Annotated in this window: 15 protein-coding genes and 3 pseudogenes; 8 read left to right on the top strand and 10 right to left on the bottom strand. The window is 69.5% G+C overall.

From position 1 onward, the window contains the following. Positions 1-228: 228 nt before the first annotated feature. Positions 229-1,905, top strand: coding sequence for a right-handed parallel beta-helix repeat-containing protein (locus ACZ3OF_RS33425; protein ID WP_361680862.1), 1,677 nt, complete (start codon positions 229-231; stop codon positions 1,903-1,905). Between the two features lie 179 nt (positions 1,906-2,084). Here ACZ3OF_RS33425 and ACZ3OF_RS33420 read toward each other — a convergent pair whose 3' ends face one another. The 5 genes from ACZ3OF_RS33420 to puuE form a co-directional block, all read right to left on the bottom strand. Further along, on the bottom strand, positions 2,085-3,521 hold the full coding sequence (locus tag ACZ3OF_RS33420; RefSeq protein ID WP_361680859.1) for a UDP-glucose dehydrogenase family protein: 1,437 nt from the start codon (positions 3,519-3,521) through the stop codon (positions 2,085-2,087). A 48-nt stretch (positions 3,522-3,569) separates the two neighbouring features. Next, the gene (gene galE, locus ACZ3OF_RS33415) at positions 3,570-4,592 is read right to left on the bottom strand and encodes a UDP-glucose 4-epimerase GalE (protein WP_467308568.1); all 1,023 of its coding nucleotides are present in this window, start codon (positions 4,590-4,592) and stop codon (positions 3,570-3,572) included. Between the two features lie 34 nt (positions 4,593-4,626). Beyond that, positions 4,627-6,516: a glycosyltransferase family 2 protein gene (locus tag ACZ3OF_RS33410; RefSeq protein WP_361680853.1), complete on the bottom strand. Its 1,890-nt coding sequence runs from the start codon at positions 6,514-6,516 to the stop codon at positions 4,627-4,629. Between the two features lie 108 nt (positions 6,517-6,624). Continuing rightward, positions 6,625-7,719 carry a UDP-glucuronic acid decarboxylase family protein gene (locus tag ACZ3OF_RS33405; RefSeq protein WP_361680850.1) on the bottom strand — a complete coding sequence of 365 codons (1,095 nt, stop codon included), beginning with the start codon at positions 7,717-7,719 and terminating at the stop codon, positions 6,625-6,627. A gap of 579 nt (positions 7,720-8,298) precedes the next feature. Continuing rightward, complete coding sequence (gene puuE, locus ACZ3OF_RS33400) at positions 8,299-9,207, bottom strand: allantoinase PuuE (protein WP_361680847.1); 909 nt, start codon at positions 9,205-9,207, stop codon at positions 8,299-8,301. A gap of 255 nt (positions 9,208-9,462) precedes the next feature. Here puuE and ACZ3OF_RS33395 point away from each other — a divergent pair, with 255 nt between their 5' ends. Beyond that, on the top strand, positions 9,463-9,876 hold the full coding sequence (locus ACZ3OF_RS33395) for a VOC family protein (protein ID WP_361680844.1): 414 nt from the start codon (positions 9,463-9,465) through the stop codon (positions 9,874-9,876). 191 nt (positions 9,877-10,067) lie between these two features. On the opposite strand, the gene ACZ3OF_RS33390 is transcribed toward ACZ3OF_RS33395, so the two are convergent. After that, complete coding sequence (locus tag ACZ3OF_RS33390; protein WP_467308610.1) at positions 10,068-11,939, bottom strand: ATP-binding cassette domain-containing protein; 1,872 nt, start codon at positions 11,937-11,939, stop codon at positions 10,068-10,070. Positions 11,940-12,247: 308 nt separating this feature from the next. On the opposite strand from ACZ3OF_RS33390, the gene ACZ3OF_RS33385 reads away from it, so the two are divergent. Together ACZ3OF_RS33385 and ACZ3OF_RS33380 are read left to right on the top strand one after the other, a co-directional pair. Beyond that, positions 12,248-12,394, top strand: a complete 147-nt coding sequence (locus tag ACZ3OF_RS33385; protein ID WP_467308565.1) for a hypothetical protein — start codon at positions 12,248-12,250, stop codon at positions 12,392-12,394. After that, positions 12,391-12,624, top strand: a complete 234-nt coding sequence (locus ACZ3OF_RS33380) for an NUDIX domain-containing protein (RefSeq protein ID WP_467308563.1) — start codon at positions 12,391-12,393, stop codon at positions 12,622-12,624. Before ACZ3OF_RS33385 ends, ACZ3OF_RS33380 begins: the two co-directional genes overlap by 4 nt. A gap of 235 nt (positions 12,625-12,859) precedes the next feature. On the opposite strand, the gene ACZ3OF_RS33375 is transcribed toward ACZ3OF_RS33380, so the two are convergent. Both ACZ3OF_RS33375 and ACZ3OF_RS33370 read right to left on the bottom strand, forming a co-directional pair. Further along, positions 12,860-13,030 (bottom strand): mycothiol-dependent nitroreductase Rv2466c family protein, encoded by a 171-nt coding sequence (locus ACZ3OF_RS33375; protein WP_467308609.1) that lies wholly within the window; start codon positions 13,028-13,030, stop codon positions 12,860-12,862. A gap of 135 nt (positions 13,031-13,165) precedes the next feature. Further along, positions 13,166-13,471 (bottom strand): annotated as a pseudogene (locus ACZ3OF_RS33370) (transposase); the annotation flags it as partial. Between ACZ3OF_RS33370 and ACZ3OF_RS33365 the strand changes: the two are divergent. Beyond that, a complete protein-coding gene (locus ACZ3OF_RS33365) occupies positions 13,454-13,960 on the top strand; it encodes a hypothetical protein (RefSeq protein ID WP_467308612.1) in 507 nt (168 codons plus the stop codon). The pseudogene ACZ3OF_RS33370 and the gene ACZ3OF_RS33365 sit on opposite strands and share 18 nt — an antisense overlap. A gap of 321 nt (positions 13,961-14,281) precedes the next feature. Here the strand turns inward: ACZ3OF_RS33365 and ACZ3OF_RS33360 are convergent, their stop codons facing one another. Then, on the bottom strand, positions 14,282-16,633 hold the full coding sequence (locus ACZ3OF_RS33360) for an arylsulfatase (RefSeq protein WP_467308562.1): 2,352 nt from the start codon (positions 16,631-16,633) through the stop codon (positions 14,282-14,284). A 584-nt stretch (positions 16,634-17,217) separates the two neighbouring features. On the opposite strand from ACZ3OF_RS33360, the gene ACZ3OF_RS33355 reads away from it, so the two are divergent. Then, the gene (locus tag ACZ3OF_RS33355; protein ID WP_467308560.1) at positions 17,218-17,706 is read left to right on the top strand and encodes an SRPBCC family protein; all 489 of its coding nucleotides are present in this window, start codon (positions 17,218-17,220) and stop codon (positions 17,704-17,706) included. Between the two features lie 86 nt (positions 17,707-17,792). Here ACZ3OF_RS33355 and ACZ3OF_RS33350 read toward each other — a convergent pair. After that, positions 17,793-17,963, bottom strand: a pseudogene (locus ACZ3OF_RS33350) (CBS domain-containing protein); the annotation flags it as partial. Between the two features lie 331 nt (positions 17,964-18,294). Between ACZ3OF_RS33350 and ACZ3OF_RS33345 the strand changes: the two are divergent. Together ACZ3OF_RS33345 and ACZ3OF_RS33340 are read left to right on the top strand one after the other, a co-directional pair. Beyond that, a pseudogene (locus ACZ3OF_RS33345) lies at positions 18,295-19,094 on the top strand (PP2C family protein-serine/threonine phosphatase). Between the two features lie 107 nt (positions 19,095-19,201). After that, the gene (locus tag ACZ3OF_RS33340) at positions 19,202-20,641 is read left to right on the top strand and encodes a glutamate decarboxylase (RefSeq protein ID WP_467308558.1); all 1,440 of its coding nucleotides are present in this window, start codon (positions 19,202-19,204) and stop codon (positions 20,639-20,641) included. The last annotated feature ends 25 nt before the right edge of the window (positions 20,642-20,666 follow it).

The following is a 20,666-nucleotide window of genomic DNA, read 5'->3' as shown; positions in this document are numbered from 1 at the left end:
GGGGACCCGGCGGCGGGTCCGGCGAAGAGTCCCGCCGGCGCGGTGTGAGCCGTGCCGGTGACCGCTGTGAAGACCTGACCGCCGTCAGGACGCGGCCGCCCTGAGGGCGCGACGCGTCACACGTGACTCGGATGCCGCGCGTCTGTCGGCGTTTCGTATGTCCTTTTTCTGGCAGTCTGCTCCTCTATATGCCTGATATGGCACTGGAACGTCCCCCAGGGAGTGCGGGTGAGCGCGGTGAAGCGGAGCCGGACGACGAGGGCCGCGGCGGGAGTCTCGGCCGCGGTGCTCCTGCTGCTCACGGGGTGCGACGTGCCGGGGGTCTACCGGCCCGCCCGCCCCGCGAGCGGCGGTCCGTTCACCTTCTACGTCAGTCCGGACGGCGACGACGAGAACGACGGCATGTCGCCGGAGAAGCCCTGGCGGACCCTGGACCACGCGAACACCGCGAACCTCCAGCCCGGCGACAGGCTCCGGCTCAAGGGCGGCGAACGGTTCCGCGGCACCGTCACCCTGGAGGAGGGCGAGGCGGGCAGTGCGGCGCGGCCGGTGTTGATCGAGTCGTACGGCACGGGCCGGGCCACGATCGCGCCCCGCGGCACCTCCGGCATCACCGTGCACGACACCGCGGGCGTGGAGATCAGGAACATCGCGCTGGTCGGCGACCGCAAGGCGCTGCGCGAAGGGGTCGGGATCGGCTTCCGCGCCACCCGCCCCGGGGAGCGGAGGCTCGCCCACGTCAGGATCGCGAACGTGGAGGTGCGGGGCTTCCAGAACGGGATCAGCGTCGGCGCGGAAGACGACGCCGTCACGGGCTACAGCGACGTGCGCATCAGTGATGTCTCCGTGCACCACAACCTGGAGGCCGGACTCGTCTTCTACGGGCCGGAGTTCGAGGCGGACAGTCCGGTCTACGCGCACTCCGGGCTGCGGATCGAGCGGGTCACGGCGTCCTCCAACACCGGCGACCCGGGTAGTGACAGGCGCAACACCGGAAGCGGGATCGCCCTCGGCAGCGTCCGGGACGCGAAGGTGCTGCGCTCGGTGGCCCACGACAACGGCGCGCGCTCCGCGGCCGACGCCGAAGAGGGTCCCGAGGGGATCTGGGTGTACGACTCCACCGGCGTGGTCCTGGAGAACAACCGCTCCTACCGGAACCGGACCGGATCCCGGGTGGACGGCGGCGGTTTCGGCCTCGACAACAACGTCTCGCACTCGGTCATGCAGTACAACCTCGCCTACGGCAACGACGGGCCGGGGTTCCTTGTCTACTCCGGACTGGCGACCGGCGCCCACCGGGACAACGTCGTCCGTTTCAACATGAGCTGGGACGACGCGCGGAAGCTCCCCGAGTACGGTGGCATCGTCGCCTACGGATCCCGAATGAAGAACCTGGACATCTACAACAACACGGTCGTGATGCGGACGCGGGATCTCGCCTCCGCGGAGGCGGCGGGAAACCGGCCCCCGGCTCTGCGGCTGCGCGATGGGATGAGCGGCGTGACTGTCCGCGACAACATCCTCGCCACCGACGGGGGTCCCCTGATCGAGACCGAGTCGTCGTACCGCCCCGGCACGCACCAGTTGGAGGGCAACGTCTACCACAGCGTGGGCCCCTGGTCGCTGAACTGGGGAAGCCAGCGCTTCAGCGACCTCGCCGACTGGCGTACCGCCTCCGGCCAGGAACTCCTCGACGGTGAGCCGACCGGCACCGACGACGACCCGTGCCTGCGCGCTCTGATCGTACCCGTCACCGACCCGGCCGGGGCGGAGAACCTGGTGCCGCGCTGCGCGGACGAGGTGTCCGTGAGCATGGGCCCGCAGGCAACGGGCCTCGACGCGGGCCCCGTCGACTACTTCGGCAAGCGGCTCCCGGACGCCCTGCGGCCCGGCGCCGCGCAGTAGCGCACCGCCCGCTGAGCCGGACATCGATGCCTCCGGAGCCGGCGCACGCCGGCTCCCCTCGGTCACCCCGGCACATTCCGACGCGACGTCCTCGGCGACCGGACGGGCCGTGACGCCGCCCCGCCCCGCACGCTCCAGGAGCGTGCGGGGCGGGGCGGCGTCGGCGTGCCGGGGGCGGTCTAAGCCCTGCCGGTCGGCAGCACCGGGGACAGGAGGTCGGTGTGGTCCGTCTCGACGGCCGGCGAGGCGATCGTGGCACGCAGCGGCTTCCCCGCCCGAGCGGCCGGCGGCCCGTCCGCCGGCGCGGGACGGCCGAGCGCCTTGACGGTCCAGCCGGCGGCCCGCCACTCGTCGTGCGGTAGCGCGTTGCGCGCGTCGACGAGGACTGGCTTGCGGACCACCCGGGCCAGTTTCGCCGGGTCCAGCTCGCGGTACTGCCCCCACTCGGTGAGGTGCAGAACGAGCTCCGCTCCCTGGCATGCCGTCAGGAGGTCGGCCTCACAGCGCAGTTCCGGGTGGGTGCGACGCGCGTTCGCGGTGCCCTCCGGGTCGTGCACCCGGATGTCGGCGCCCTGCCGGTGCAGCGCCGCCGCCACCGCCAGCGCCGGCGAGTCACGCACGTCGTCGCTGTTCGGCTTGAAGGTGGCGCCCAGGACGGTGACCCGGCGGTGGGTCAGGTCGCCCCCGGCCAGCCGACGGGCGAGTTCGACGGTCCGCGTCCGCTGCCGTTCGTTGATCTCGTCGATCTGGTCCAGGAAGGCCACCGCGGGGCCGACGCCGAGCTCCTGGGCGCGGGCCGTGAACGCCCGGATGTCCTTGGGCAGGCAGCCGCCGCCGAAGCCGAGACCGGCGTTGAGGAACCGCCGACCGATCCGGGTGTCGTGGCCGAGGGCGTCGGCGAGGGTGACCACGTCCGCGCCTGCGGCGTCGCAGACCTCGGCCATCGCGTTGATGAAGGAGATCTTCGTGGCGAGGAAGGAGTTGGCCGCGACCTTCACCAGCTCGGCCGTGCTCGGGTCGGTGGCGATGTACGGGACGCCCGCGTCCAGCATCGGGGCGTACAGCCGGCGCAGCGTCTCGTCCGACTCCCGGCAGACTGTGCCGACGACGATGCGGTCCGGCCGCAAGGTGTCCTCGACCGCGAAGCCCTCACGCAGGAACTCGGGGTTCCACGCCACGTCGGCCCGTACGCCTGTCGGGACGAGCCCCGCGATGCGGGCGGTCAGGCGCGCGGTGGTGCCGACCGGCACGGTCGACTTGCCGACCACCAGGCACGAGGCCGGCAGGTGCGGCACGAGCCCGTCGACGACGGCGTCGACGTACCGCATGTCGGCCGCGTGGGAGCCGGCCTGCTGCGGAGTGCCCACGCAGATGAAGTGGACCTCGCCGTGCACCGCCGCTTCGCGCAGGCTGGTGCCGAAGCGCAGTCGTCCGGAGGCGAGGGCGCGGGTGAGGACCTCGTCGAAGCCGGGTTCGTGGAAGGGGGGCCGGCCTTCGTTGAGGGCCGCGATCTTCTCGGCGTCGACGTCGACGCCGAGGACGTCGTGTCCGATGTCGGCCATGCACGCGGCGTGCACAGCTCCGAGGTAGCCCGTTCCGATGACGGTCAACCGCATGCGGTGTTCTCCTGTCTGAACGCGGTATGGGGTGTACGACGCGACGGGTCAGGGCGCGTAGCCGTACGGGTTCTGCTGCTGGAAGGTCCACGCGTCACGGCACATGGCGGCCAGGTCCCGCCGTGCGGTCCAGTTCCAGGCCGAGGCGACCTTCGAGGGGTCGGCGACGAGTTCGGCGACGTCGCCGGGGCGGCGCTCGGTGATGCGGTACGGGATCGGCTTCCCCGACACCTCCTCGAAGGTGCGCACGAGTTCCAGGACGGACGCGCCGCGCCCGGTCCCGAGGTTGAAGACCCGCATGCCCGGCTCGTCGTCGATGTGGTCCAGAGCGGTGCGGTGCCCCTCGGCGACGTCGACCACGTGGACGTAGTCGCGGATCCCGGTGCCGTCGGGGGTGGGGAAGTCGTCGCCGAAGACGCTGAGTTCGTCGCGGCGGCCCACGGCGATCTGGGTGAGGAACGGCATGATGTTGTTCGGCACGCCGCTCGGGTCCTCGCCGAGGAGTCCGGTGGGGTGGGCGCCGGCCGGGTTGAAGTACCGAAGGGCCAGCACCCGGAGCTCGGGCACGTGTCGGCAGACGTCCGCGAGGATCCGCTCGCAGGTCCACTTGGTGATGGCGTACGGGTTGGTCGGCGCCGCCGGCGACTCCTCGGTCAGCGGGACGGTTGTGACGTCGCCGTAGATCGAGCAGGAGGACGAGAACACCAGCCGGTGGACGCCATGGTGGTGCATCGCCGAGACCAGGGCCGTCGTGCCGCCGACGTTGATGTCGTAGTACGCGAGCGGGATCCGCACCGACTCGCCGACGGCCTTCTTCGCGGCGAAGTGGATCACCGCGTCGATCGGGTGGCTCGTGAAGACGGTGTCGAGTGCCCGCCGGTCGCGTACGTCCGCGACGTGGGCCGCCGCGATGGGGCGGCCCGCGATCTTCGCAACCCGTTCGAGGACCTCGGGCGAGCTGTTGGAGTGGTCATCGAGCACGACGACCTCGTGGCCGGCGCGGAGGAGCTCGACACAGGTGTGGCTGCCGATGAAACCGGCGCCGCCGGTGACCAGGACGGTCTGGGGCACGGGAACCTCATTTCTCGTTCGGTCGCAGTGGCCGTCACCAGGCGTAGAAGCCGGTGAGATAGGTGGGGAAGACGACGGCCGCGAGCCCCAGCGGGAACAGCGACAGCAGGCCCGCGAGGAGCGGCAGTGCGGCCGTGCGCAGCGCCCGGACGGTGCGGACGCCGGTGGCTCGCGCAGTCTCCTTGATGTGCAGCGTGCCGATCGCCAGCGTCACCGCGGAGTACGAGGCGGAGCCGAGGAGGCAGAGGAAGACGTAGCCGACGGCGGGGCCGGTGAACTGGCCGACGAGGGCCGAGCCCGACAGGAAGACCGTGATGAGCAGGTACGGGGCGACGGCGCGCAGCGGAAGCCGCTCCAGGCCGTCGCGCCTCTTCGGCGTGACCTTGAAGGTGATCTGGCGGGGCCGCAGCTTCTGGGAGACCGCGGCCAGCACGCCCCAGGCCACGTACGGCCACCGGGAGAGCCCGAAGAGCCAGATCTCCCAGCTGAGGATCGGGGCGTCCTTGGGGCGCAGCAGCCCCCGGCGGCGGCAGAGCAGAGTCAGCAGGATCAGCCAGACGGACATGCTCCAGAAGTGCGTCAGGAAGGCGAAGTAGTTGACGTCGATCCAGGGAGCGCCGGTGATCGCGGCGATCGGCGGCAGGAGGATGCCCATGATCGTGGCGCCGGCGAGCAGCGGGTAGTACATCAGTGCCGCGGCGAAGCGCACCCGGAGCTTCAGGGGCATCCGGCCCAGGTGGCTCGGCAGCATGCCCAGGAGCATGACGGCCAGGCTGCGGGACCACTGGAACTCCTGGGTGATCATCGCGCCGAAGGTGAGGGGACCTTCGCCGTGAGCGTCCGCGTCGATGGCGAACGCGCCCTGCCAGCCGGCGGAGGTGAGCAGGAACGAGGTGGAGAAGTCCTCGGCGAGCTCGGGGCCCAGACCGCCGATGTCCCGCAGCGCCTTCGTCCGGACGGCATAGTGCGAGCCGATGCAGACCGGGGCGAGGCCGGCGGAGTGGCCCAACTGCACGGGCCCGTGGAACATGGCCTCGCGGTGCAGCCGGCCGCGGGCCGCCCAGGACTCGTCGGCGTTGGTGTCGCAGACGCTGGGGGCCGCGACGTAGCCGATGGCCGGGTCGGCGAAGGGGCGGACGACCTCGGCGAGGTACGTGGGCCCGGGGACGTGGTCGCAGTCGAGTTGGGCGACCACGTCGTAGAGGTCGTAGCCCCAGTGGTCGTAGAAGAAGGCGAGGTTGCCCTCCTTGCACCGCGTGCGCCGGGGCCATTCGGCCCGGTGGTAGTCGGCGCGGCCACGCCGGCAGGAGACATTCACGTCATGGGTGCGGCACCAGTCGAGGATCTCCTCGGTGGGGTCTTCGTCGCAGAGCCAGACCGCGTAGGGGTGCGGGAAGTCCTGGTCGAGCATTGCCTCAAGGGTGCGGCGGGCGATGTCCCAGCCCTCGGACGGGGCGCGGGTGACCACGAACGCGGTGCGGAGCAGGGGCACCTGTACGGCCGGGTCGAAGCGGCGCATGCGCAGCAGCGCGACGAGGAAGTGCACCGGCAGATAGGTCAGGTACAGCAGCAGGGCGCTGTTGACGATCAGGCCCGTCCAGCCGATGCGGTGGGACGGTTCGAGCCACCAGACCCAGAACCAGATCAGGCAGGCCGCCCAGCCGAGGGACAGCAGCGCGACCAGGAAGCGGTCGGAGCGCGAGAACGCTCGGACGAAGCTGGACGGGAGGGTGGTGAATCCGTGTGCCGGGCGCGCGAGGACGGGACCGTCCGGGCCGATGGAGGCCACCGCGCCGTTCGACAGGGCGTGGACCTCCGCGCCCAGTGCCTCCCACTCCGCCGGCGAGCCGGGAGCCGGTGAGGGGAGCGTGGGTTCCTGGGCGGTGCCGGTCCCGTGGGCGGGACCTTGCTCCAACGACGTCATGGCAGCAGGTTCTCCAGGCGGTGCGACAGGATGAGAGGCCCGGGGGAGGAGGCCCGACGGACTCGGGGCCGCGGCGGGTCCGGGGGGAGGCCCGCCGCGGCGCGTGGATCAGCCACCCGTGACGGTGGCCCCGGGCAGGGAGGACGCGACGCCGGCGCCGGCGCCGGCCGGACCGGGGATCGTCTGCGGCGTGAGGGGCGCCGAGGTCGCCGCGGCCAGCGGGATCGTCTCGTCCTGGCCGCCGCGGATCGACGCGGCCGAGGCGGCGAGGCGATCCGCTCGGGCGCCGAAGTACGCGACGGTGCGACGCAGGCCCTCCGTGATGTCGATCTCCGGCTCCCAGCCCAGTGCCTCACGGGCGCGGGTGATGACCGGGCGGCGGCGGACCGGGTCGTCGACCGGCAGCGGGTGGTACTTCACCTCGGAGGACGAGCCGGTCATCTCCAGCACGATGTCGGCGAGTTCGGAGACGGTGCGCTCGACCGGGTTCCCGAGGTTGAAGGGGCCCAGTTCGGAGGAGTCGAGGAGTGCGACCAGGCCGCGGACCAGGTCGTCGACGTAGCAGAAGCTACGGGTCTGCCCGCCGTCGCCGTAGATGGTGAGCGGTTCGCCGGTCAGGGCCTGCGTGATGAAGCTGGACACCACGCGACCGTCGTGCGGGCGCATGCGGGGGCCGTAGGTGTTGAAGATCCGGGCGATGCCGACGTCGACTCCGTGCGTGCGGCGGTACGCGGCGGAGACCGCCTCGGCGTATCGTTTCGCCTCGTCGTAGACGCTGCGCGGTCCGATGGAGTTGACGTTGCCCCAGTACGTCTCCTCCTGCGGGTGGACCAGCGGATCGCCGTAGATCTCGCTCGTCGACGCGAGGACGAAGCGCGCGCTGTGACGCAGCGCCAGGCGAAGGGCGTTCTCGGTGCCGCGGCTTCCGACCGCGAGCGTCTCCAGCGGGTGGCGCAGATAGTCGGGAGGGGAAGCCGGGGAGGCCAGGTGGGCGACGGCGTCGACGTGGCCGACGACCTTCACCGACACGCTCACGTCGGCGTGCTGGAACTCGAAGGCCGGGTGGGCCAGGAGAGGGGCGATGTTTTCGGGGTCGCCCGTCGAGAAATTGTCGAGACACACCACGGAGTCGCCGCGCCGCAGAAGCGCTTCGCACAGGTGTGACCCAAGGAAACCACCGCCACCGGTCACGGCAACGCGCATGTGTTCTCCAGGAATGAGAAGCGGAATAACCTCGAGATCCGCTCGCACGGACAATCGAATGACGGAATGACCTGACGATCCGAAAAGCAGGTCATCCCGGAAGACGCAGAACGAGAGTATGGGCATACGTAGTCATTTTTGCGGAGGCAATTCGGAAGCTAGGCTGATCGGCGGGGTGACTTGCGGGGGATCATGCGGCTCCACCGCCTAGTTCGTGGTTATGCCGCATATCGAACGGCGTAATAAGGCGGTGTCACCCGAACGTGTCCGACGCCGGTGTGCGAACCTCGGACACAACCCTCGTCACCCATGCGCCCGAAACCATCCGTGTACCTGCACGGCGTACATGGTGGCTCTGTGGGACCGGTTCACATGAGGCAGCCCGGACCAGGATTTACTGCTGGGCCGCCGACGGCCCAACGCGGAGACGGCGACTCATCCGGGCGACCATGGGAATTCCACCGGACCGTCCGAGAGCCGTGCGCGGACCTCCCGCGCCTGGCGGCGCAACAGATCCGCGGGTGCGGGCGCGAATCACCCCCTCCGGTACGTACGGCAGGTGCCCATGGCGGCGCGGGCTCAGAGTTCCGGAGGGTGTGTGGTCAGCCAGTGCCGGGCGATCTGTTCCCGCGTCGCGATCCACGCTCCGCCGCGTTGCGTGACGTGTCGCAAGAAGCCGTCGAGCGCGCGAATACGGCCGGGTCGGCCGATGATGCGGCAGTGCAGGCCGACACTCATCATGCGGGGGCGTTCGGCGCCCTCCGCGTGCAGAACGTCGAAGGTGTCGACGAGGTACGTGAGCATGTCGTCCGCGGTCGTGAACCCATGGACGATCAAGAACTTGAAGTCGTTCGCGTCGAGGCTGTACGGCACCACGAGGTGCGGCCGGCCGGCTGCCTCCACGTAGAAGGGCAGATCGTCCGAGTAGTCGTCGGAGTCGTAGAGGAAACCGCCTTCCTCGACGACGAGGCGCCGTGTCGCGGAACTTGTCCGACCGGTGTACCAGCCGACGGGCCGGCGTCCGACGAGTCGCTCGATCGCGGCGGTTGTGCGCGCGATGTCGGCGCGTTCGACGTCCTCGGGCACGGCGCGGTAGTCGATCCAGCGCCAGCCGTGCCCTGCAACCTCCCAGCCGGCGGCGCCCATCGCCCGCGCGGCATCCGGATTGCGCTCCAGGGCCTGTCCGACGGCGTAGACGGTGAGTGGCACACGGTGGGCACCGAGGGTGCGATGAATGCGCCAGAACCCGGAGCGAGCGCCGTAGGCGAACATCGCCTCGACGTTCAGATCACGTCCGCCGACCACCGGCGGCGCGCCGACGACCTCGTGCAGGAACCCCTCCGAGGCACGGTCGCCGTCAAGGACGTTACGCTCGCCGCCCTCCTCGTAGTTGAGAACAAGACTGACGGCGACGCGAGCGTCACCGGGCCAGGCGGCATGTGGCGGCTCGGCGCCGTAGCCGACGAGGTCGCGCGGGTGCTCGGACACGGGCGGCACCCTACCGGTGACCGACGACCGTCCGGGCGACGCGCTGCGACGCCACTCCGGGGACCCACGCGTCTGTCGCAGCACGGTCCACCATGGGAAGCCCGGCTCCGGTGTGCTGTCCATGGCGTGCCGGAATCGGTCGGGCGCAACGCCGTTCGCCGACCGGACGAGCTACCGGAACTCGCAGATCGTCCGATTTAAGCCGTTGTGAACCTATGATGCCCGTGCCATCCCATTGTCCTGAAGGAGTGTCTCGTGGCATCTCGTCTCAACCCGTACATCAGCTTCACCGGCGACGCGCGGCAGGCCATGGAGTTCTACAAGAGCGTCCTGGGCGGCGATCTCAGGCTCAGCGGTTACGGCGAGTTCGGCTCCGACGTGCCGCCCGGATACGACGACAAGATCATGCACGGCATGCTCGAGACCTCCGGCGGAATGACGCTGATGGGCGCTGACGTGCCGCCGGGCATGGAGCACAAGACAGGGACCAACTTCGCGGTGAGCCTGAGCGGCGACGACGCGGACGAGCTCAGAGGCTACTGGGAGAAGCTGTCCGCCGAAGGCGCCGTCTCCGTACCCCTGGAGAAGCAGATGTGGGGCGACGTGTTCGGCATGTGCACGGACAAGTTCGGCATCACGTGGATGGTCAACATCAGCGAGCAGGCCTGACCGCGCCCGGCCCGCAGAGATCGGAGGCTCGGCCGCCCCGTCCACTGTGAGGCGGCCGATCCGGTGGTGCGCCCCCTGCTGCGCGAGCCGGGCGGGAGGTGAAGACGCCGGCAGCGGCGAGGGACGGGGCACGGGTCCTCCTTGACGGGGCTCATCCCGCCGGGGCGGGACAGGGGACGAGGCGAGGTCGGTCAGCGGTCCTGCGACAGTTCCAGGAGTTCGGCGAAGGTCCCGCCGCCGTGGGCCAGGTCGTCGTACCGGCCCTGTTCGGTGATCCGGCCGTGCTCCATCACGATGACGTGGTCGGCGATCTTGGTGTTCTCCAGGCGGTGGGTGACCACGATGGTGATGCGGTCGGCGGCGATGGCCTTGATCTGCTCGAAGATCTGGTGCTCGCCCCGAGGGTCCATCTGGGAGGTGGGCTCGTCGAGGATCAGCAGCTCGGGCCGGCGGTACAGGGCCCTGGAGCACGCGATGCGCTGCCACTGACCGCCGGAGAGCTCCGTGCCGCCCCAGAGGTCCCGGGCGAGGAGGGTGTCGAGACCGGCGGGGAGGTCTTCGACGGAGTCGCGCAGCCCGACCGCGTCGACGGCCTCCCACACCGGGGCGTCGTCGCGGCCGTGTGGCTGGCCGAGGGTCACGTTCTCGCGGACACGCAGCGGCCACTGCGCGAAGATCTGCGGCACCAGACCGGTGTGCGCCCACACCGTGGCGGGGTCCACACCGGAGAGGTCGGCGCCGTTCCACGACACGGTGCCCTTGTCCGGCAGATAGACCCCGGTCAGCAGACGGGTGAGGGTGGACTTCCCCGAGCCGTTCGCCCCGACGATCGCGAGGATCTGGCCCCGCCGCAGCGTCAGCGAGACGCCGTCGACGGCGGGCTTGTCCTTGCCCGGATACTGGTAGACGACCTCCTCCAGACGGATCTCGTCGACCGGGGCGGCGAGACGGTGGGGACCACGCCTGGGGGCGCGGGCGGCGGCGTCGTCGAGGAAGGACTGCATGTCGCCGAGGTACAGGCTGGTGTGGAAGACCGCGGCGGCGCCGATGACCACCTGGGACAGCGCGGCGAGCGTGGTCTGCACGGCGATCACGGCCGTCGCCGCGACCGCGAGATCGATCCGACCGGACACGGCCAGCCACGCCAGAGCACCCCACGTCGCCAGCAGGAAGACGCCGCCGACCAGCGCCGGCAGCAGGGCGATCCGCAGGGTCCGCGGCGCGGCGGCCAGGCTGCGCCGGTCACAACGGTCGGACAGGGCCCGGTACCAGTAGACGAGGTAGTCGGTCATCGAGTTCGCGCGGACCTCGTCGCTGTAACGGGACTCGGTCGCCCACCAGCGCATCATCCCCCTCACGTTGCGGTCCGCCACGTTCGCGTAGTGGATCTCGTAGTCGACCCGCGCGCTCAGCACGGCTCCGACACCGGCCGGAAGAACGGCGAGTAGGAGCAGCGGCAGCATCAGCGGGTTCAGCACCGACAGCACGCCCCCGGCGGTGACCATGCGGATCACCGCCGACACGAACCGCTGGGCGTCGGTCACCATCACGTGGGTCCGCATCACTCCCATCTCGGCCGCTTCGCGCCGGTCCGCGAAGCCGTCCTCTGCGTACGCCACCGCCTCCACCCGGCACACCGCCTCCACCAGCGCCGAGTCTGTCTCCGTCGTCAGACGTGGCGTGATCCGCCGTTCCGCGTACGAGGCCACCGCCCCGGCCGTACGAGCCAGCGCGGCGGCGAGGGCCACCACCAGCAGCGCCGACAGCGCGCCACGCAGCCGCTCCCCGGCGGAACCGGTCCCGAGGACGGGCTCCATGGCCCGGGCGGTGGCCGTCAGCAGCACGGCGGAGGAGGCGCCCGTGACCACCTGGCAGCCGACGAGCAGCTGGACGGCGCGCCGGTCGGTCCGCCACGAGAGCCTCGCGATGCGGCCCAGGACGGCGGGGATTTGCGCGCACATCCGCCGGAAGGAGACCTCGGCGAGGGGATTGATGGCGTAATGGCCGCTGTAGGTGATCTCCGCGGGCGGGGGTGGAGGCAGCGTGGTCTGCTGCTCGTTCATGGGAGTCGAGGTCAACGGCGGGTCCTCCTGAGCGGTCGTCCGGCGCGGGTCGTGAAGCTCAACGATCCGGCCGAGATATCGAACTGGTGTCTTTCGGACTCCGTCGGATCCCCGGGATTCGGCGCGTGTCGGAGCGTGCAGGATGCACCGACCCGGGTCTCCCAACGGAGCTGATGAGCAAGGCGGTTGGCCGAAACGCCGATGGCAACGCCTTTGGAGCGAAGGCGAGCGCCCTGGCGAACAACGGCCCCCGCCGGACTTGTGGAGTGCGAACCTCCCCGCCCGTGCACCTTCGCTGGAGACGATTCGTGGCGATCACTGATTCCGACACCTCGGACGCCCTCGGTGCTTACCTGGAGCGCCACCCGGCCGAAGGCGAGCAGCTGTCCGAGCCTCTGCGGCTCCTGACGGAAGGCCGGGACTTCGCCTCCCGGCGCAGCCTTTCCTGCACGTGACCGTCGGCGCCCTGCTCGTCCGCGACGACGCCGAGATCCTGCTCATCGAGCACCTCGCCTACGGCCTCACCCTTCAGCCCGGGCGTCACCTTGAGCCGACCGACACCTCGTTGTTCGAGGCGGCGGTGCGCGAGCTGACGGAGGAGACCGGCATGGACCCCCGACAGGTCTCCGTGGTCTCGCCGACTCCCGTCTACGTCGAGTACGGCAAGGTGCCGGCCCGGCCCTAGAAGGACGAGCCGGGAGCACTATCACCTGGACATCGGATACGCCTTCACCACGGTCCGCGGTGACGTCGGACGCATCCAGGAATCCGAGGTGACCGGCGCCCGGCTGGTACACGCTGGACGTGGCCGAGCGTCTTGTCGGGCACCGCATCAAGCGGGCGATCACCGCGCCGGCCTGGACCGGCTGTTGCCACCCTCGCTGCCAGACCATGGGTGCCGGCGTCGAGGACGGATTCGGTCAGTCGAAGGAGGGTTTGCTGCCCCGGCTTCGCTTGAGCTCGTAGAACCCGTCCGTCGCCGCGACCCGGAGCAGCCCGTCCCAGAAATGTCCGGCGGCCTCGCCGCGGGGGCCCCTATGTGTTTGGTCAAGGTGGTGGGTGCCGGGCGGGAGGCCGTCTGGCCGAGACAGTCGATCACGACAGGGTGATTACAGAAGACGCACGGACGCATGCCCTCATCGGCTGATTCCTGCACACGCGCTTCATCGCTCATGGCACGCAGAGTGCGAATGGGACTGCCCGGTGTGCGGCGTGAGCGATGAGGATCAGCCTGAGGTGGCGGGCCGGGATTCGTAGAAGGTTCCGTCGCGGAGCATCGCGAAGAGGACGTCGGCTCGTCGTCGGGCGAGGCAGAGCAGGGCCTGGGTGTGGTGCTTTCCTTGGGCGATCTTCATGTCGTAGTAGGTGCGCGATGCCGGGTCGGCCAGGGCGGCGAACGCGGAGAGGGAGAAGGGCCGTGTGAGCTGCTTGTTTCCTCTCCTGGAGGGCTGTTCACCGCGGATCGAGGAGCCCGGCCTCCGGGTCGCCGGGGCGAGACCCGCATAGGCGGCGAGGTGGCCGGCGGTCGGGAAGATGCTGCCGTCGCCGACCGCGAACAGGATGCGGGGGCCATCCGCGGTGCCTTCTGCCGCAGCAACCAGGCCGGCAACTATGTGGACCCAGCGGCCTATGGCACGACGTGGGTGCGGGCGCGGAAGTACGTGCTGACACGCATAAAGCTCACTTCCGGGCTGGCCAGGCGGCCCTACGATCTGAGGCACGCAGGCATCTCGTTCTGGTTGTACTCGGGGGTGGGCCCGGCCGAGTGCGCTCGCCGCGCGGGTCAGAGCATCGAGGTCCTCTTCCGCCACTACGCCAACTTCCTGGACGGCGTCCGGGAGCATGCCAACCGCCTCATCGAGCAGTCCATGGAGGAGTGGGACCGCGTCAACCAGGGTGACCGCCGGCGGGGTGAGTCGGGGATTTGGTCCGTGACTGGTCCGGAAGTGCTGGTCAGGAGTGGGATACCGGCGGGAGGAACTGGGAGTGTCGGCGTAGACGCAACACCGCCCTACGAATGACTTGGTGATCTTTGGGCGGGGCTTGGCCCGGGAATGGCCCGAATCTTGGAGTGGTTTGGTAGTCGATCGCCCGTCCGTCATCCTGCCGGGCAAGGACCCGCGCTCGCCTCCTCCGTGTGCCCGCCGCCCCACCTCGTGACTGATGCTGGCAACTCAGATTGGGCCACCGAGTCGATTCGTCCAGCACTGCGTCCGGGTTCCTTTCGAGGTGGCTCCCACGGCCCTGTCCGCACCCGGATCTCCCACGAGAAGCCGATTGCGCGGCCGCCGTTGAGACCGACGATGCCGCCAGTGCCGCCGTCCCGGCCGGTGGCGCTATGTCTACTGCCGGGCCATGTGCATGCGCATCTCGCTGTCCGCGTCGACGATGAGTTCGCCTGACAGGTCGATGGTCACTTTGTGGATGGTGCCGCTGAAACGGAACGGTGCTTGGTAGTCGGGTGTGACCGGCTGGCCGGGATTGGCGCCGCATGTCAGGCCGCCGGGGTTGAACATGACGGGGGTGGTGACCGGGAAGTTCGCCTCTCCCACCAGGCGGCGATCGACATAGAGCTGGGCGAGCCCCGGCGTGCCCTTGCCGGCAGCCAGGTCGGGCTGGCCCGTCGGTTCGAATTCGAACCGTAGCTCGTGGCGGCCTGTGGGCACCGGGTCCGTCGAGGTCACCGTGTAGAAGCCTCGCCGCAGGTAGTTGTGAACGTACGTCAGCTTGCCGTCCTTGATGTAGAAGCTCCAGCCGCCGGCCATCGAGCCCTGACTCATCAGGACACCTTCGGCGCCGTCGCCGGGGATTTCCACGTCGGCGGTGACACTGTGCGGACGGTTGAGCACCCTGGGGGCGACGGACGGCGGCAGGGACTGGGTGCCGGGCCGGAAGGTGTAGCTGGTCCGCGCCGTGGCGATCGTCGGTCGTTCGACGGTCATCCGCGCGAGGGCGCTGCCGTCGATGGGCAGCACGCCGTACTTGCCAGCCTCGACGTACCACAGCGAAATCAGCTCGATGGCCTTGTCGCGGTGGTCCGCGGCGACGTCACGGGTTTCCGCGAAGTCCTCGTCGATGTGGTATAGCTCCCAGGAGTTGGCATCCAGCTCGGAGAGAGTCTCCGAACTGATGGGTGTGCCGAACGGCTGGCGCGCCTCGGTGAAGGACGGGCCGGGCCAGGGGCATACGGCGCGCCATCCGTCGTGGTCGAGGGCACGGTGCCCAAGCATCTCGAAGTATTGGGTCCGGTGGCGCGTCGGCGCGGCCGCGTCGTCGAAGGTGTGGGCGAAGCTGACGCCGTGCAGGGGAGACTGGGTGACGCCTTTGATGGTCTCGGGCGGCTCGATCCCGAGGACGTCCAGCACGGTGGGGACGATGTCCACGAGGTGGGCGTACTGGGTGCGCACCTGACCTCGGGCCTTGATTCCGCGGGGCCAGTGGACGAGGAACGGGTCGCTGGCGCCGCCGCGGTAGGTCTCCCTCTTCCAGCGACGGAACGGGGTGTTGCCGGCCCATGTCCAGCCCCACGGATAGTGGTTGAACATGGTCGGCCCGCCGAGTTCGTCGATCCCCCTGATGCTGTCCTCGAGCGGCTCGGGGGCGTTGTTGAAGAACTGCGACTCGTTGGTGGTTCCGGTGACGCCGCCCTCCGCGCTGGCGCCGTTGTCGGAGACGACCATGATCAGCGTGTTGTCGAATTCACCGGTCTCCTGCAGGAAGTCCAGCAGCCGCCCGATCTGGTGGTCGGTGTGGGAGAGGAAGCCGGCGTAGACCTCCATCATGCGCGCGGCGAGCCGCCGGGCATCGGGGGACAGGGAGCTCCATTCGGGAACGTCCGGGTCATGGCGCGAGAGCACCGCGTCGGCAGGGATCACGCCGAGCTTCTTCTGGCTGGCGAACGTCACGTCCCGGTAGGCGTCCCAGCCGTCGTCGAACTGGCCCCGGTACCGATCGGCCCACTCCCGCGGTACGTGGTGCGGCGCGTGGGTGGCGCCGGGGCAGAAGTGGAGGAAGAACGGCTTGTCGGGGGCGACCTGCTTGGCGTCGGAGATGAAGAGCATCGCCTTGTCCACCAGGTCCGGCGTGAGGTGGTAGCCCTGTTCCGGCGAGGCGGGGGGTTCCACCTGGTGGTTGTCGTACACAAGCTCCGGATACCACTGGTTCGTGTCGCCGCCGAGGAATCCGTAGAACCGCTCGAAGCCGCGGCCCAGCGGCCAGCGGGTGTAGGGGCCGGCTGGCGACTCCTGCGCCGAGGGCATCAGGTGCCACTTGCCGAGCATGTACGTGTTGTACCCGCGCTCCAGCAGCATCTCGGACAGGAACCCGTTCTCGAACGGGATGTTGCCGTTGTAGCCGGGGAAGCCTGTGGCGAGCTCGGTGATCGCCGCCATGGCGTTGGCGTGGTGGTTGCGGCCGGTGATGATGCACGAACGCGAGGGCGAGCACAGCGCCGTGGTGTGCATGTTGTTGTACAGCAGCCCACCCGCGGCCAGCCCGTCGAGGCGGGGCGTCTGCATCGGGCTGCCGTAGCAGCCCAGCTGCCCGTAACCGGTGTCGTCGAGCACGATCGTCAGGACGTTGGGCGATCCCGGCACCGCACTCAGCGGCTCGGGCCACGCCGGCCTGGACACGTCCGTGGTCCGCCCGATCACTCCGGAGAAGGCACTCCCCGGCTTGTACTCGTTGACTGCCATCGTGCCCGTCCTTCTTCGTGCCGAACCGCCGATCGGCACGGCCGGATGAACCCACGGTCTGCGGTTCCACGGCTGGCGTCCGTGCCAGCCACATGTTCGGGCCGCGCCAATGGCTGTCGCCGAGTGGCGGCCGCATGCGGACTGCTCCGTGAACTGCTCTTGCTCGAACGGAGATCGTGGGCTCAAGGATCGGGATTTCGCTGCGCACAGTGGGAGGAAGGCAGCGACGTGTCCCTGTTTGGCCGCCGGCAATTGCAGCCGGGTTGCTACCGACTGCATGTCTCACGCCAATGCTAAATCTCCGCCATAGGGGCTGCCACTGGGGCTGCCGAGATCAGGTTACTCACCGTGGTATTTCAACTTTTCCGGTGCGCCGCGGGTGGCGATGGAGAGGTGGTTTGAGCATGAAGCCGAGACATACCAGGCTCCCGCCTCCGACATTGCCTTCCTGCCCGGCAGCGGCGTGAACCGGGAGACCGGCACGGACTCTTGCTTGACGGAGCGAATGTAAAGAATTCCCCTCCCTGTAGGACCTGCCGCCTCCATAAGGCGTAGCTCTCGCCGGAGTCGAGAGAGCATGAGTCATGGCCCCACACTGGTATCCCCTCGCCGAGCGCGGAGACGCGTTCCTGGAGTCCGCGCCCTTCCGCTACGTGCATTCCATGGAGCTCACGGCTCCCCCCGGCCGGATCTGGGAGGTCCTTACCGGCGATGCATGGGTCCGCTGGGTGCCGGGGTTCACCGGTCTGCGCTGGGATTCGCCGCGCCCATTCGGGGTCGGTACGGTACGCGAGGTCACGGTGCTGGGGGTGCTCTCCGCCCGTGAGCGGTTCTTCCGCTGGGACGAGGGACGGCGGTATACGTTCAGCACCTTCGAGATCTCTCTGCCCGGGCTTCGCCACGCCGCAGAGGACTGGCTCATCGAGCCCGCACCCGCCGGCTCGCGCCTCACCTGGACGATGGCCATCGAGGCCCGCCCTCTGGCCACGCCGCTGATGTGGGCGACCAGGCCGGTCATCAGGCTGGTGCAGCGGCGTGCGCTGCGTGCCATCCAGATCCATGTCGGGAACTGATCCCGGACCTCGCCTTGGTCGGCACGCCACAGGCGGACTGTTGCCGCGGCTGCCGGTCACCCTGACGGCCCGAGGTTTCGCGCATGGGCCTCCGAGACGTCCCCGATCGCCCGTCCCTCCCCCTCCAGAACGGGTACGGCGCTCAACCTGCACCGGTCCATGAGCGCGACGATCTCCTTGTACGGCGCGTCCCGCCCGACGGCGATGGCGGTCTGGGTCAGGACGTCGCTGACGGTGTAGCGCGAGGGGGTCCTCACGTCCTCCCGGATCGGGGCGAGCCCGACCCCCAGCGACAGCCGGTGACGCGGGTCCGGCGGAGGGCCGCTTCGACCCGCGGGCCCCGCAGGGCGCGAACTCACCGGGCCTCACGGTACCCGTTCCAGTGCCCCGGTCGCCGGGACGGGAAGAGGGCCGGATGGTCCCTTCGGGGTACTTCTCGTCCCGGGTCCCAGCAGCGGCCCGCCGAGTTCGCCCGAGCCCGAGGAGGAAGCCGCCCGTGACGGCCAGGTGTGGTGACCCGGTTCCGGGGCGGGTCTCTCTTATCGTGGGGCATCAGCAAACCGACGGTCGGCGCCGAGGCGGGCACACATGAGGAATCCGCAGATCGACTACGGGGCGACCTTCCATGCCTTCCCCGGCATGGTGGCTCTGCTCACTCCTGAGCTGCTGTACGCGGACGCCAACGAGGACTTCCTCCGGCTCGCCGGGCGCAGCCGCGACCAGCTTGTGGGCGGCTACATCTCCGACGTCTTCCCCGCGCACCTCGATTAACCGGCCGCGGCGGGCATGCGGGAGACCCGGGAGTCGATGCTGCGCGTGGTGGCCTCCGGAGAGCGCGACACCCCGTCGGCGACGTCGTCGGCCACGGCCTGGAAGCGGCCTGCGTGATGGGGCAGCTGCGCAGCGCGCTGAGCGCCGCCGCCCGTGTCGCCGATGGTCCGGCCCGGGCCCTGGAAGCCCTCGGGCTGTATGCCCGCAGTGTCGAGGGGGCCGAGTCGACCACTGTGGTGAAGACCTACATCGACTGGGGTGCCCACACCATCACGTACAGCAGCGCGGGCCATCCCCCTCCGCCCCTGCTCGACGCCGACGGCACGGTGACCTTTCTCGACCAAGCGACCGATCCACCCCTGGGGCGCGCACCCCGAACCCGTCGCCCGACCGGAGGACAGCGGGGCGTTCACCGACGGCGCCACCCTGGTCCTGGACACCGACGGCCTGATCGTACGCCTCACGGAGGACATCGACACCGGCCTGGGCCGCCTCGCCGCCTCCCTCACCCGGCACGGACGAGCCGGACCGGAGGAGTGGCCGACGCCCCCCTCGCCGACCTGCTCCCGCCTGACGGCAACACCGACGACACGGCGCTGGTCGCCTTCCGCCTGTGATCCGCACCGTAGGAGGACGGGTGCGCAGCCCCGATGTGAATCGGCGGGCGCGGGCGGGCAAGACGCTGCTGCCCGCCGGCTGGTAGCGGCGGTGCACGGATACGTTCATGGACGAGCCCTGCGCTGCTCCGCCTCGGCGTGTCCGTCTGAGAAGCGGTCTTTGGCGCTGTTTGAATCGGTGGATGAGTAAACGTGATGAAGCGGCCCTTTTCGGTAACCGATTCCTGACCGTGCCTGCTCCCTCGGAGACTTTCCCCGCGGAGGGCATGTCCGCGACGGATGCCATGAGGCTTGTGGATGTGGATCTCGCTATGGAGGGTGACCCGCAGCGCAACCTCGCCACGTTTGTCACCACGTGGATGGAGCCGGAGGCGCAACGGCTGATCGCCGAGAATCTCCACCGCAATTTCATCGACCACGCGGAATACCCGATCTCCGCCGAGATCGAGCAGCGGTGCGTGCGCATGCTCGCTGACCTCTTCAACGCGCCGGGCAGGACCACCGGATGTCGGACCCAGGGCTCGTCCGAGGCGATCATGCTCGGCGCGCTGTCGCTGAAGTGGAAGTGGCGGGCGCGCCGGCAGGCCGCCAATCTGTCCGTCGACCGCCCGAACTTGGTCTTCGGCGGGGACGTCCATGTCGTGTGGGAGAAGTTCTGCCGTTACTTCGACGTCGAGCCGCGGATCGTGCCGCTCGCCGAGGACAAGTACACGATCGGCCCGGAGGACGTGGAACCTCACCTCGACGAGAACACGATCGGCGTCGTCGCCGTCCTCGGTACCACGTTCACCGGCCACAAGGACGACGTCGTCGGGATCGACAAGCTCCTGCGGGACATCCGCGAGGAACGAGACCTCGACATCCCGATCCACGTCGATGGAGCCAGCGGCGCCTTCGTGTGGCCCTTCCTCTACCCGGACTCGAAATGGGACTTCCGGCTGGAGCAGGTCCGTTCGATCAACGTCTCGGGACACAAGTACGGCCTGGTCTATCCCGGCATCGGCTGGCTGATCTTCCGCGAAGAGTCCGACCTGCCCAAGGATCTCGTGTTCTACGAGAACTACTTGGGCAAGACCGACGCGACGTTCACGCTGAACTTCTCCACCGGCGCGTCGATGGTGCTCGCGCAGTACTACAACTTTGTCCGCCTCGGCCGCCAGGGCTACACGTACATCATGAAGATGATGCAGGAGAACGCCCACGTGCTGGCGGAGAACTTGCGTAGCAGCGGCCGCTTCGAAGTGATCGGAAGGGACCTCGAGCAGCTGCCGCTGGTCGCATTCCGCCTCGCCGGCAAGCACGCGTACGACGAGTCCGACGTCGCCTGGCAGCTCGCGGCCGAGCGGGGCTGGATGGTGCCCGCGTACACGCTCCCGCCCAACGCGGAGGGGGTGAAGATCATGCGTGCCCTGGCCAAGGAGACCCTGAGCCGCGAGCACATCGATCGCCTGAGCCAGGACATCGCCGACGCGTGTCGGACTTTGGACGACAAGGGCGCGGCGCACGGGATCGAGCGCGCTCAGGTCAAGCGCGGCACCGGCTACTGATGCGCTCCGCCCCCGGGTGCACGCC

This window comes from Streptomyces sp. NPDC022552 (genome assembly GCF_055561875.1).
This window is presented reverse-complemented; position numbering and strand designations above follow the sequence as displayed.

Bases quoted from the DNA above. Each gene is read 5' to 3' on its own strand.
- ACZ3OF_RS33420 (WP_361680859.1), bottom strand. From the start codon at position 3,521: ATGCGGTTGACCGTCATCGGAACGGGCTACCTCGGAGCTGTGCACGCC.
- ACZ3OF_RS33410 (WP_361680853.1), bottom strand. From the start codon at position 6,516: ATGACGTCGTTGGAGCAAGGTCCCGCCCACGGGACCGGCACCGCCCAG.
- ACZ3OF_RS33405 (WP_361680850.1), bottom strand. From the start codon at position 7,719: ATGCGCGTTGCCGTGACCGGTGGCGGTGGTTTCCTTGGGTCACACCTG.
- ACZ3OF_RS33390 (WP_467308610.1), bottom strand. From the start codon at position 11,939: ATGAACGAGCAGCAGACCACGCTGCCTCCACCCCCGCCCGCGGAGATC.
- ACZ3OF_RS33360 (WP_467308562.1), bottom strand. From the start codon at position 16,633: ATGGCAGTCAACGAGTACAAGCCGGGGAGTGCCTTCTCCGGAGTGATC.
- ACZ3OF_RS33355 (WP_467308560.1), top strand. From the start codon at position 17,218: ATGGCCCCACACTGGTATCCCCTCGCCGAGCGCGGAGACGCGTTCCTG.
- ACZ3OF_RS33340 (WP_467308558.1), top strand. From the start codon at position 19,202: ATGGACGAGCCCTGCGCTGCTCCGCCTCGGCGTGTCCGTCTGAGAAGC.